At 66.1% G+C, this 12,391-nt stretch carries 13 protein-coding genes and 1 tRNA gene; 4 read left to right on the plus strand and 10 right to left on the minus strand.

From position 1 onward, the window contains the following. Window positions 1-845: 845 nt before the first annotated feature. From ACYQ8K_RS07800 to ACYQ8K_RS07815, 4 genes are all read right to left on the minus strand, one after another. Entirely contained in the window at window positions 846-1,277 is a 432-nt protein-coding gene (locus tag ACYQ8K_RS07800; RefSeq protein WP_459967910.1) for a hypothetical protein, read from the minus strand. 90 nt (window positions 1,278-1,367) lie between these two features. Further along, window positions 1,368-1,913, minus strand: coding sequence for a hypothetical protein (locus ACYQ8K_RS07805; protein ID WP_459967911.1), 546 nt, complete (start codon window positions 1,911-1,913; stop codon window positions 1,368-1,370). Window positions 1,914-2,001: 88 nt separating this feature from the next. Continuing rightward, window positions 2,002-2,610 (minus strand): hypothetical protein, encoded by a 609-nt coding sequence (locus ACYQ8K_RS07810; protein ID WP_459967912.1) that lies wholly within the window; start codon window positions 2,608-2,610, stop codon window positions 2,002-2,004. 193 nt (window positions 2,611-2,803) lie between these two features. Next, window positions 2,804-3,145 carry a hypothetical protein gene (locus ACYQ8K_RS07815; RefSeq protein WP_459967913.1) on the minus strand — a complete coding sequence of 114 codons (342 nt, stop codon included), beginning with the start codon at window positions 3,143-3,145 and terminating at the stop codon, window positions 2,804-2,806. Between the two features lie 691 nt (window positions 3,146-3,836). Between ACYQ8K_RS07815 and ACYQ8K_RS07820 the strand changes: the two genes are divergently transcribed. Next, on the plus strand, window positions 3,837-4,454 hold the full coding sequence (locus tag ACYQ8K_RS07820; protein WP_459967914.1) for a TetR/AcrR family transcriptional regulator: 618 nt from the start codon (window positions 3,837-3,839) through the stop codon (window positions 4,452-4,454). Between the two features lie 219 nt (window positions 4,455-4,673). Here ACYQ8K_RS07820 and ACYQ8K_RS07825 read toward each other — a convergent pair whose 3' ends face one another. The 6 genes from ACYQ8K_RS07825 to ACYQ8K_RS07850 form a co-directional block, all read right to left on the minus strand. Then, the gene (locus ACYQ8K_RS07825) at window positions 4,674-5,972 is read right to left on the minus strand and encodes a cytochrome P450 (protein ID WP_459967915.1); all 1,299 of its coding nucleotides are present in this window, start codon (window positions 5,970-5,972) and stop codon (window positions 4,674-4,676) included. A 144-nt stretch (window positions 5,973-6,116) separates the two neighbouring features. Further along, a tRNA-Ala gene (locus ACYQ8K_RS07830) sits at window positions 6,117-6,189 on the minus strand. Between the two features lie 50 nt (window positions 6,190-6,239). Next, window positions 6,240-7,301: a divisome protein SepX/GlpR gene (sepX, locus tag ACYQ8K_RS07835; protein ID WP_459967916.1), complete on the minus strand. Its 1,062-nt coding sequence runs from the start codon at window positions 7,299-7,301 to the stop codon at window positions 6,240-6,242. 226 nt (window positions 7,302-7,527) lie between these two features. Beyond that, complete coding sequence (locus tag ACYQ8K_RS07840) at window positions 7,528-8,181, minus strand: GNAT family N-acetyltransferase (protein WP_459967917.1); 654 nt, start codon at window positions 8,179-8,181, stop codon at window positions 7,528-7,530. Between the two features lie 20 nt (window positions 8,182-8,201). After that, window positions 8,202-9,491 (minus strand): molybdotransferase-like divisome protein Glp, encoded by a 1,290-nt coding sequence (glp, locus tag ACYQ8K_RS07845; RefSeq protein ID WP_459967918.1) that lies wholly within the window; start codon window positions 9,489-9,491, stop codon window positions 8,202-8,204. Between the two features lie 127 nt (window positions 9,492-9,618). Further along, window positions 9,619-10,530, minus strand: coding sequence for a UTP--glucose-1-phosphate uridylyltransferase (locus ACYQ8K_RS07850; RefSeq protein ID WP_459967919.1), 912 nt, complete (start codon window positions 10,528-10,530; stop codon window positions 9,619-9,621). A 76-nt stretch (window positions 10,531-10,606) separates the two neighbouring features. Here ACYQ8K_RS07850 and ACYQ8K_RS07855 point away from each other — a divergent pair, with 76 nt between their 5' ends. The 3 genes from ACYQ8K_RS07855 (at window position 10,607) to ACYQ8K_RS07865 (ending at window position 12,370) form a co-directional block, all read left to right on the plus strand. Further along, window positions 10,607-11,206 carry a 5-formyltetrahydrofolate cyclo-ligase gene (locus ACYQ8K_RS07855; protein WP_459967920.1) on the plus strand — a complete coding sequence of 200 codons (600 nt, stop codon included), beginning with the start codon at window positions 10,607-10,609 and terminating at the stop codon, window positions 11,204-11,206. A gap of 83 nt (window positions 11,207-11,289) precedes the next feature. Further along, window positions 11,290-11,637, plus strand: a complete 348-nt coding sequence (locus ACYQ8K_RS07860) for an FmdB family zinc ribbon protein (protein WP_459967921.1) — start codon at window positions 11,290-11,292, stop codon at window positions 11,635-11,637. 64 nt (window positions 11,638-11,701) lie between these two features. After that, the gene (locus ACYQ8K_RS07865; protein WP_459967922.1) at window positions 11,702-12,370 is read left to right on the plus strand and encodes an SAF domain-containing protein; all 669 of its coding nucleotides are present in this window, start codon (window positions 11,702-11,704) and stop codon (window positions 12,368-12,370) included. Window positions 12,371-12,391: the final 21 nt, after the last annotated feature.

Here is a 12,391-nt window from a genome sequence, read left to right on the forward strand (position 1 = left end):
AGTTCGCTCTACAGTGGACCACGACCCACCAACCCCAAGCCGCATAGCGACTGGACCACCGAATGGGTCCCCCTCAGAACCGCAGCGAAATTACGTCCTGGACGATGTAGCGAATCACCGCCGCCGCCATCAGTACCGCACGACCGGTGGTATTGGCACTGTCCACCGGCGCCGTCGCCAAGCGCTGAACCGTCCCGGGCGGCCGACGGCGGACCGGACCCGCCGTCAACACCCTGCCGCGTCGCCCCCGGTTCGCGTCCGTTGGGACGTGAAGCTCACCAGTGCTTGTGACTGTCATCCGTTTGCTGGCTCGTTCCCTGTGATTGGCTGACCGAGACACAGGTGCCGGTGCGTACACCTGCGGTAAACCCAGGTGACTGTGACGGCGATCTCAGTCGTTCGGAGGATCTTATCTCATTGCATTGTCAGATTGTCAAATAGATCGATCGATCTGGTACGATGCGGATCGTGCCGCTCGATTGACGGCCCCACCTGCGGTCGATGCCATCTGGCGGCCAGGGCCGGCATACCTCTAGATAATCCCCGCGGCTGGCCTACCCATCTGTAGCGCTCTACGGAGTCATGTTGTGCGGCGCTAATCGAGCCTGTCCGAGGGGCGCCTAATGCTGGGTTTGCCTTCGACCTCGGAGTGGCAGACAAAGCCATCAAGAATTTGCTGCCGCGTAAACGGGCGGCGCTTGTCCACGCGCCCGGGATGCACCCCGGGGCGCGTCGATCGCTAGCTACAAAGCGGCCACATAGCAGCACCGTCGGCACCACATCACAAACCTGGTCCAAGCGACCACAAAGCGCCGCCCCTGCGCAACCGATTCCGCACAGCATCATCAACCGCCTGCCAATACGACGGCCGCCGTGGTGTTGCCGGTGTTCGTGTCCGTCACCACGTCCGCGCCGTAGCGCGTGTATGAGCAATCGGGAATGGTGTCCCAACCAAATAGCGTGGCTCCATAGATGGCCTTTTGCGGGGCGTCTGCGAATCGGTCAGCGCTTGCGAATCCCGCTAGCAATTTCGCCTTGGCCGCGGGGTAGGACAACTGGCGCAGTGTCGGCATCGGATCCTCCATTGGTTGGAACCTCGCGGTGTGGTTGGCGTAGCTCTGCGTCTCGAGGTTGGCGCGCTGGGCGAGCCTCTCGAGCACCGGATCGGATTGCAGTGCAGGACATCCGCCGCGTTTGGCGGCCACCGCTGACCTCAAGTCCGCGGTCGAATCCGCCGACGCCGTGGGCGCGACCAGCATCACCGCCATAGCGGCCATCGTCGCCATGACAACCACACGCCGAGGCGCCATCTCAGTTCGCCTCCCCCGCTATCGATACCGAAAACCTCACTTTCTCAAGCAAAGTCATCAGGCGACCTGCCAATGGCCGCCGTCGTCGCGGTAAAAAAAGTATGTCGGGCAATACTGCGCATTGGTCTCCCCGGGACAGGGCTTGCCGTCATAGGTGGTGGTAATCGTGTGGACGAAACTGGAAGGTGGCAGCGCGCTGGACCCCAGCCCCTGCGTGGTAGTGACCGAAACAAGCGCGAGCACCGGGTACATCGGGCTCGCACCTGGATCTGGGTGCGCGCAGCGCACGCACCACGGTTGGGGCGGGGGGTTCGGGTGCACGGTCGGCTGACCCACAATGGTCGGGCCGAGAAATTGAACGTCGACAGTGAAGTCCGGCGGTTGACCCCTTTGATAAAGGTCGATGAGGACTTGCTTGATCTCGGAATCATCAGGCGGCGGCCCCAGTTCACCGACTTTGGCATCGGACCTTGCGGCACCGATGGCCGTAACAGTGGCGAAGCAGGCGACAAGGAATACCGCCACAACCGCGAGTCGATCAGCCAGAAGAGACGCGCGCTGCGCAACACCGCTCCTGATGATCAGCTGAACTGCCGTCCCCACGACTCCTCTGATATGACGACGGGTCACGAGTACCTGGCGACAGCTACGACCGACGACGATATCGACGTCCCCGCAACGTATTTGGCGCTTATCCACAGACATGCGACCGCTCGATCCTGCTGCCCCAATGTTCTTCTCGCTGCTGCGAGGGCCCGTAGATCCAGGCGGTGTTCCGTGCCCTGATACCGACGCCGGTATTGGACAGGTGCTGCCACAGCCGGTAGAAACTCTCCCCCTGGTAGAGCGGGAAATAGTTGTCGCCTGCAAAATCTTGGGTCTGTGTCAGAGCCTGCGCTCGCGGTGCAAGGAAAGCGACGGCCTGTTCGACGTTCGTGGCCACATTATCGGCCTGCGCCTGGATCGTTCCGACCGTCCAGTCGTTGTTGGCTGCCAGCAGATTGAATCCGAATTGGTCCAGTTGGCTTCGCAGATCATGATATTGCGCGTTGAACCATTGGCACATCTCCCGCTCTGCATTGATGTCGGCGGGCGTGACACTGTTGCGTGTTTCGTCATAGGGATACGGAAACTGCGGAGTGAAGCTGCTGACGGTCGGGACGAACTGCGGCAAGAGCGGGGGTGGTGGGTCGGACGGATCGGCACTTGACTGACCGTGCACCCCGACGCAAGTCGCGACAAGTGCCGCCACACAGCAAAACACTCGGGATGCGCAGCGCTTTGCGCCGCGCACCGTCATGACCGATCCCATTCGCAACCTCCGAATGAATTGCGCCAGCCTGACGCGGCCGTGGGTCGCCCCGCTGTATTCGACGACACATGAACGCTTGCATTCTGCGTGCGGTGCTGATATCGACGATGATCTTCGATGCATGTTTGACCACGCCGTCGGCGCGGAAGTACCGAATGGTCAAGGGCTGCAGCTGAATTGGCTACCATCGTTCAACCAGCTGGCGCGCCAGGTATACCCGGGAACCACCGAGGATAATCGGCAGCGCCTCCGAAGTCGGCAACGCAGGCCCTAGACCGCCCTCCTCGACGTTACGGGCCTGGGCGCCATACGGCCCGACCGTCAATGCGAGCGTGCCGTCGGAGCTGCCCTCACCCCTCTCGGCTGGGTCCCGAAAGCACCACGTCCATCCGCCCTCGTCCGTCGCGAAGCACAGCTCGATGAAGTCGGATCGGGCCGGACAGCGACGGACGGACTCGAGGGTGGCCGGAAGGAATGACGCGTCTTCGAAGCGCGAACCCGTGAAGCACTGAAGTCTGGTCATGCCTCACTCTCTTCCTACCGGTCGTGGGGATCCGGTGTGTTCACCCGGAAACGGGGTCACTGTCCGTGCGAGCGCAGGAAACCCGCTGGCTGTACGGCGTTCACAAATTGACATGACAACATGTCAGATTATGTGTGCGGCGGGTCACACTGTCAAGCTCGCAGTTCCCTTCCCTGGGCGCATACCCGTTTTCCCGGCATCCAGCTGACGGCGAATGGGCGCAGCACGTTCTAGCGAGAGGGAAGTCCAGCACGGTCGGCGGTCCCAGTGGATGATCCCGATTTCCTGCCGCTCTACAAAATGGTTGCGGTAGTTCAGGATTCGTCATTTAACCCACCCGAGCAACACGGTGCTGGGTCAACCTGCGCGTGTTGCCACCAGCACATGTGCGTGTCCGGCGGAAAGCTTTCCAAACTCTGCCGCGCCAAGCGGCCGGGCCCCAGACAAGCGTCTCTGACAGCATTTCATGTCAGATTTGTGTCTCGTGTCGGCTGGGACGACGGATCGGCCAGCAGTACAAGCGGCGACCGTGGACCGGGCTCGGGATTGCCCCGCTGGCGCATCGTTGTGGCTGGTCGCAGCGGGCCAAGGCCATCGTTCCGCCGACGATCTGGATCGAATGTCATTGGTCGGTCGAGCGGTCGGTCGGCACTTATGCTGGTGGCGGAACAGATTAACCGTAGGAGCGAACGTGTCGGCTGGCCGCGTGTACGGCGGAGCAACAGGTGAACAGCGGATTGCCGAGCGGCGCCGGAAGTTGATCGAAGCCGGCATGAACCTGTTCGGTTCCGCGGGTTCCGCATCGGTTCGGGTCAAGGACGTGGTCGTCGAAGCCGGGCTGACCGAGCGGTACTTCTACGAGAGCTTCAGCGACTTGGACGCATTGTTCGACGCGGTACTCGAACTGGCTAACGACGCGGTCGAAAGTGCCGTGAACGCCGCTGTCGTAAACGCGCCCGATGACGCTGTGTCGAGGATATCCGTCGTACTGCGAACAACCGCGGACACTCTGGCCAGCGATCCGCGCATGATCCGGATTATCTTCATCGAGGCACTCGGCAAGGGCGGGCGTGCCGGCGCTCGCCGCAACGAGATCCTCTTGCGCGCGGCCCAGAACTTCTACCGGTGGTCGGGAACCGACGGGGGCAATTTTGAAAGCAGCTCCCTAGAGACACGGACGAAGACTTTCGCCTTCGCCGGGGCTGCTTCAGAACTGTTGATCGCGTGGGCCGAAGGACTTCTCGACATGTCCGCCGCCCAGCTCGCGGACTTCCTTGTCGGGTTGTACTGGCGGATCAATCTGCCCTGACAGGGGCGGTAGATCCGCAATGTGTGGCAGGTCAGAGCAGAGCTACTCACCCGGGAATCGCGGCTCACGTTCGGCGGCGGCGGCGAGGCGCTTCGCGCCGCAAATGCGCTAGATCAGATGTGTTTTACGATCACGAACCGTCAAACGGTCAGTGAGGCAAGCCAACCGGCCTTCAGCTGCGAGGTCGGTGGTGGATCTGCCGACCGACGAATGGCCGATTCACTCGAGTACTACCGTGGTCCCCCGACCCGGCACGTGGGTGATCGACCGGCGGTGTATCGCCTCGGATTTGAAATCGACAGGGCGCACCCGGGTTGTGCTGAACAGCGTGCCAAGCACAATCCGCATCTCGCATTCGGCGAATGTCGCGCCAAGACAACGCCGTACGCCCCCGCCGAATGGAATCCACGTGTACGTTCCTGCCCGGTTGTCGAGAAACCGCTCGGGACGAAACTGCTCCGGGTCGGGGTAGATGTCGGGACGTCTGTGCATGAGGTAGATCGATGGCGCGACCTTTACCCCGGCGGGCAACGAGAACCCGTCGACGTCCATCGGTTCAGTGAGTCGTCTGCTGACCAGGGCGAGCACCGGCCGCATCCGGAGTGTCTCCTTCACCACGGCATCGACGTACCCCTGACCGTCGCCGGACCGCGTCTCTTCGATGAGCCGCGAATGCGCATCCGGATGACGGATGATCCGCTCGACAGCCCAGGCCAGTCCCGATGCCGTCGTTTCGTGGCCTGCCAGTAGCAGCGTGACGAGTTCATCCCGAATCTCTTTGTCACTCATCGGGTTACCGTCTTCGTGCGTGGCCTTCAACAGCATCGACAGGACATCGGTGCGGACATCAAGGTCCTCTTGTCGCCGGCGAGCGACGATCTCGTGGTGCAGCAGGCGATCTACTTCGGCGAGCAACGTGTTGGTGAGCGCGGTCCTCAGCTTTTGGGGGCCGACGACCAAAAGAAACATCTGCGCGACGGCATGGGTCGTGAGGGCGAGCATCCGCTGTAGCGCCTCGCGCAGCCGGTCCATACTTTCCCCGCGTTCGAGCCCGAACACCAGGTGCAAGATGACTTCGAGCGTCAACGCCTGCATCCGAGGATGAAGGCGCACCGGCACACCCCGTGGCCAGCCGGCCATCTCGGCCTGCACGATGGCGGTCACCGTGCTCATGTAGTTCTGCAAGTGACTGCCGCGAAAGGCGGGCATGAGGAGTCGGCGCTGTTCTTTGTGGGCGCCGCGGTCGAGCAGGAGAACGGAGTTCGGGCCCACCACGGGCAGCAGGATGCGGTTCGCTTCCCCGGCGAGCGCCAGTTCCGGAGGCGTGGTGAAAATCTGCCGCACGGCGTCTGGATGCGAGACCATCACGATCGGTCCCTCACGGACCAACTTCATGGTGAACGTGTCGCCGTATCGGGCGGCGGCGCGTTCCATGAATTCCCACGGCCGGGCTATCCACTCGGCGGTTTGCACCGCCACGGGCAGACGAGGGCCGGGTGGCAGCGTGTCGGCAGCCATCTATTACCCCCAATGGGGACGACGCGTGATGGGTCGCTACAGGCACAGCAACTTTATGTGCTGAGGACGCCGACTACCAGACCCTCGACGCATCGCGGGACGAGCGGAAACCCGCCGAACACACTCTGACCAGATCAAACTCTGTGGAGCTAAGGGGAATCGAACCCCTGACCTACTCGATGCGAACGAGTCGCGCTACCAACTGCGCCATAGCCCCTGACCGCTAGCAGGCTACCAGCCGCGGCACCAACTACCGAACTGCCAGGACTATTCGCCGACGGCGCGCGGCAAGTCCCGCGGCCAACCGAAGGTCCGCATCGCCATCGCGTAGTCCAGGTGTTCGAAGACGGGGTCCTCGTCGTCGATCTCCAGGACCACCGCGCCGGGGCGTCGCAGCCGCGACGGGACCACGTCGTAGTCGCGGTCGTAGGCGTTCTCCACGCCGAGCCGTGCCCGCGCCATCCGCTTCATCCGGCGGTTGCGCACCTTCTCTTCGATGCGCGTCTGGCGCCGCAGGTAACCCAGGTACAGCAGGGTGATCGCGGTGGCGGTGCCACACACCCACCAGGCGGTCGGCGAGATCTTGAAGGCCGCGGTGGCCGAGCCGACCAGGACGACCGCCATCACCATCAGAACCTTCTTGCGGAAGGCGTACTTACGGGCGCTGACCGCGGCCGCGGTCTTGTTGTCGAACCGGCGCCGCCGTGATGCGTTGCGCGGCAGGGGCGCCGGCGCCTCCTCGTCGGCGTCGTCAGCCTCGTCGGCGGGCTCCAGACCGGACGAGTCCTCGACGTACTCGAAGCTGTCCTCGTCCTCGCCGTCGTGTTTGGCGACGGCCTCGGTTTCCGCCTCGTCCTCTTCGATCGGCTCAATGTCGGCGGTCTCCGGCTCGGCGGCAGATTCGCTGGCCCCCGCCGGAAGCACGTGGGAATCCTCGACCACATCGACGTCGAGGTAGTCGGGCTCGGTGGGCTCGGCGACGGCCATCTTCATCACGACGGGGCGGCGGCGGCTCAGCTCGTCGGTGTCGGCGTCGTCGTCCGCCTCGTGGTCACGGTCTTCATCGTCGGTGAGGTCGCGGTCCTCGTCGAGGTCGGTGTCGGCCGACTCTTCCGGCGGCGTCCAATTGGGGTCGCTGCGATGCCCGGCGGCCGGACCGTTGCGCTTGATCAGCCGGGAGTTGCCCCCGCCATTGAGCACCCGGGTCGCCAGGGCCACGTCGCTGGTGCGCCGCACCGCGTCGCGCTTGCTGACGAGCATCGGCACCAAGACGAACAGCCACAGCACCACGAGCGATATCCACAACAATGACTGCGGGATGCTTGGCATGATGACCTGCTCTCTTCGGTGTCCATCCCCCGCGAAGCCCATTGGTGGCCAACGCGGCCGGGTCGTACTGACCAGGACAATTACACACCTGTAATTTCCCTCTCACAAGCACCACGAGTCACTCGTGTCGCGCCAGTCCCAGAATGGCAACGATTTGGCCTCTCCAGCGAGCCGCCGGAAACCGCGGTACAGGTCGGCGAAAGCCACGGCGCCTTAGGCGAGGCCGTCACACCCAGCTGGCGTGACCCGCTCGGACCAGCGCCGATGCCACCGATCCGCTCACCTCTTCGACGGTGATGGCCATCAAGAGGTGGTCGCGCCAGGCCCTGTCGACCTCCAGGTAGCGCTGCAGCAGGCCCTCCTGGCGGAAGCCGACTTTGGCCAGCACGGCCCGGCTCGCGGCGTTTTCCGGGCGGACGGTGGCCTCGACGCGGTGCAACATCACGGGGCCGAAACAGTGATCCAGCCCCAGTGCGAGCGCCGCGGTGGCCACACCGCCGCCGGTGGCCGACCGCGGCACCCAGTAGCCGATCCACGCCGACCGCAGCGCGCCGTGGGTGACGTTGCCGATGGTCAGCTGGCCGCAGAAGTGGCCGTCGAGCTCGATGACGTAGGGCAGCATCCGCCCCTGCCGCGCCTCGGCGCGCAGCCCGGAGCACAGCGCCGGCCAGGCCGCCACCGCGTGGCGGCTCGTCCAATCGCCCTCGGAGCTGGGCTCCCACGGTTCCAGGTGCGCACGATCGGTCAGCCGGATCCGGCTCCACTGCGCCCCATCTCGCAGCCGCACCGCCCGCAACCGCACAACGCCGGCCGGAACCCGCAGGGGCCCAACGCTCATGGGCCACCCTGGATGACGGGAATTGGCGCGCAACAGGTTCACGGTGTGTGCAGTCTTTTCGCTCAGCCGCGCTGAGCCAGGAAGGCGACGTCGACGATCTCGCCGGTGCGGATCTGCTCGGCGCCGCTGGGCACCACGACCAGACAGTTCGCCTCGGCGAGGGTGGCCAGCAGGTGCGACGAGGCGCCGGGGGCGCCGCCGAGCGCCTGCACCAGATACTCCCCGCTCTCCTGGTCGCGCATCAGCTGGCCGCGCAGGAAGCCCTTGCGCCCGATCACCGACGTGATGGGCGACAGCGTGCGCGCCTGCACGATGCGGCGCATCGGCTGGCGCTTGCCCAGCGACAACCGGATCAACGGCCGGACCATCACCTCGAAGACCACCAGCGCGCTCACCGGGTTGGCCGGCAGCAGGAAGGTCGGCACGCCCTCGCGGCCCAGCTGCCCGAAACCCTGGATGGATCCCGGATGCATGGCCACCCGCACCACCTCCAACTCGCCGAGCTCGGCGAGCACCTGGCGCACCGCCTCGGCCGCCGCGCCCCCGACCGCGCCGGCGATGACGATCACCTCGGCGCGATTGATCTGGCCCTCGACGATCTCGCGGAGCTCGCGGGGCCCGCCGCTGACGATCCCGACGCGGTTGACCTCCGCACCGGCATCTCGCGCAGCCGCCGCCAGCGCATAGGAGTTGACGTCGTAGACCTGCCCGTTGCCCGGGGTGCGCGAGATGTCGACCAGTTCGCCGCCCAGCGCCATGATCGTCACCCGGGGCCGCGGGTGCACCAGCACCCGCTCGCGCCCGACCGCGGCCAGCAGCCCGACCTGCGCCGCACCGATCACCGTGCCGGACCGCACCGCAACATCACCGGGCTGGACGTCGTCGCCGGCGCGGCGCACGTAGGCGCCCGAGGGCGCGCCCCGCAGAATCCGCACCCGCTGCGTCCCGCCGTCCGTCCACCGCAACGGCAGGACCGCGTCGGCCAGCGTCGGCAGCGGCGCGCCGGTCTGCACCCGCACGGCCTGCCGCGGCTGCAACCGGCTCGGGGTGCGCGACCCCGCCTCGACCATGCCCATCACCGGCAGCACCAGGCCCTCGCGCCCGCCGCCCTCGCCCGACTCGTCAAACGGCCCCGGCAGGCCCTCGCTGCCCACCTCGCCGACACCGAGGACGTCGACGCTGCGCACCGCGTAGCCATCGATTGCGGCTTGGTCGAAGCCGGGCATCGGGCGCTCGGTCACCACTTCTTCGGCGCACAACAACCCCTGCGCCTCGGCGATCGCCACACGTATGGGCCGCGGGGCCACCGCGGCGGCCGTGATCCGGGCCTGCTGCTCTTCCACCGAACGCACAGCGCGCCTCTCTGCCGTCGGGCCGCGCATCGGGCGACCCGCTCACTGCGCAGACGGGGCATCCCCGCCCGGGACCGCTACGCGTTCCACCGACCCGCCGTCGTCCGCGAGCCGGGTCAGCGCCCGGCTACTGCTCGGCCAGACCTAATCGCGCCACCAACCACTGCCGCAAATCCGGGCCGTAGTCGTCACGATCCAATGCAAAGTCAACCGCAGCCTTGAGGTAGCCGCCAGGATTTCCCAAGTCGTGTCGAGATCCGCGATGCACGACCACGTGCACCGGGTGGCCCTCCGCGATCAGCAACGCGATGCCGTCGGTGAGCTGTACTTCGCCGCCGGCCCCACGCTCGATGCGGCGCAACGCGTCGAAGATGGCGCGGTCGAGCACGTAACGACCGGCCGCGGCGAACAGCGACGGCGCGTCCTCGGCCAAAGGCTTCTCGACCATGCCGTTGACCTTGAGCACGTCGGGATTGTCGTCGTCGGGAATCGGTTCGACGTCGAAAACGCCGTAGGCGCTGACCTCTTCGGGCGTCACCTCGATGGCGCACAGCACCGTGCCGCCATAGTGGGCGCGCACCTTCGACATCGTGCCCAGCACGCCGGTGGGCAGCACCAGGTCGTCGGGCAGCAACACCGCGACGGCGTCCTCGTCGTCGGCCAGCCGCGACTCCACGCAGCCGATCGCGTGCCCGAGGCCCAGCGGCTCGCTCTGCACCACGGACTCGACCTTGATCAGCTGTGGCGCGCGGCGGACCTTGTCGAGCATCGCCGTCTTGCCGCGCTCCTCCAACGTGCTTTCCAGCACCAGGTCCTCGACGAAGTGCGCGACGACGCCGTCCTTGCCCTCCGAGGTGATGATCACCAGGCGCTCGGCACCGGCCTCGGCCGCCTCGGCGGCCACCAGTTCGATGCCCGGCGTGTCGACAACCGGCAACAGCTCCTTGGGGACCGTTTTGGTCGCCGGCAAGAAGCGGGTCCCGAGACCCGCGGCGGGCACGACCGCAGTGCGTGGCACCACCACGTTTGGGCTTGACATTGTTCACACGATAACCCGCATCCCCATAGCCGAGTCGATGTGGCGCGGGCTAAGACGCGGCTGTCATGGTTAACGCATGGCGACCACCAGCAAAGCCGCGCTGCGCGACCAGCTGCTTGCCGCCCGGCGCCACGTTGCCGACGGCGTCCGCGCCACCGAGGCGCGGCAGGTCTGCGAGCGGCTGGAGGCGCTGGACGGCATTGTGACCAGCGACAGCACGATCTGCGCCTACGTGCCGGTGGGCACCGAGCCGGGGTCCATCGAGATGCTCGACATGTTGCTGCGGCGCACCGGGCGGGTGCTGCTACCGGTGGCGCGCACCGCGGCCGACAACACGCCGCTACCGCTGTCCTGGGGCGAATACCGGCCCGGCACGCTGACCACCGGGCGGTGGGGGCTGCTCGAGCCGCCGCAGCCGTGGCTGCCGCCATCCGCCCTGGCGCAAGCCGGCGTGGTGCTGGTGCCGGCCCTGGCCGTCGACCGCCGCGGTGCGAGGCTGGGCCGCGGCCGCGGTTTCTACGACCGCTCGCTGGGCGGCCGCGACCCGCACGCGCCGCTGATCGCTGTCGTCCGCGACGCTGAAGTGCTCGATGAAGTGCCGGCCGATCCGCATGACGTTCCGATGACCCACGCGCTCACGCCGCGACGGGGATTGATCGATCTGGATGGGCGCTGATGGGAATGAGTCATGTCACGTGGCGGTTCTAGCACTTGAGACGCTAGAGTGCTAACCAGGTTTGCAATCATCCGGAGGTTTTTGTGCCGACTTACAGCTATCAGTGCACCGAGTGCGACGATCGCTTCGACATCGTGCAGGCCTTCACCGACGACGCGCTGACCACCTGCAAACGCTGCGCCGGGCGGCTGCGCAAACGCTTCAACTCCGTCGGCGTGGTGTTCAAGGGCAGCGGCTTCTACCGCACCGACAGCCGCGAGTCCGGCAAGAAGTCGAGTTCGAGCAACGGCTCCTCGTCGAGCGACTCGGGATCCAACGGCTCGAGCTCCAGCGACAAGTCGAGCTCGAGCTCGACCGACAAGTCCAGCTCCAGCTCGAGCGACAAGTCGGGCAGCAGCTCCACAACCTCCACCGCCGCCGCGACCAGCTGACGGTTATCCACACCCGCCCCGCCGGCCGTGAGCCCGGGCGTCGGGTAACGCCTACCGTTGCCGCGTGGGCGAATCATCGCTGAACCCAAGCCTATTGAGCCGGGTATCGCTGTGGCTGCGCCCGGACTGGACTCGCACCGTCCTGGCGCGTCGCGTCGCCGCGGGCGGGCTGGTGGTGCTGGCCGGGATCGCGACGCTGCGTTCCAACCCCGACGGCGACTACGCGCAAGTCGTGGTGGCCGAGCATGACCTGCGTCCCGGCGCGGCGTTGACTCCCGACGACGTTCGGCTCGAAAAGCGTTTGGTAGCAACCATTCCCGATGGGGCACGAGCCGACCTGGGCGCGGTGGTGGGTTCGACGCTGGCCGGCCCGACCCGGCGCGGTGAGGTGCTCACCGACATCCGGTTACTGGGCAGCCGGTTGGCGGAGGTGACGGCGGGGCCGGGTGCCCGCATCGTGCCGCTGCATCTGGCCGACGCCGCCCTGATCGACCTCGTCCGGGTCGGTGACGTGGTCGACGTGCTGGCCGCGCCGGCCAGCAGCGCGCCGGACGACACCCACGCCGCCCCCAAGGTGGTGGCCACCGACGCCGTGGTGGTGTTGGTGTCGGCCAAAGAAAAAATTCAGGCCGCCGACGGCGACCGCGTAGTGTTAGTTGCGCTGCCGGCTCGTGTGGCGAACACGGTGGCAGGGTCGGCGTTGGGCCAGACCGTGACGCTCACCCTGCACTGAGTGCCTGGCCGTTGTTGGTCT

The sequence above is a fragment of the Mycobacterium sp. MUNTM1 genome, assembly GCF_054660795.1.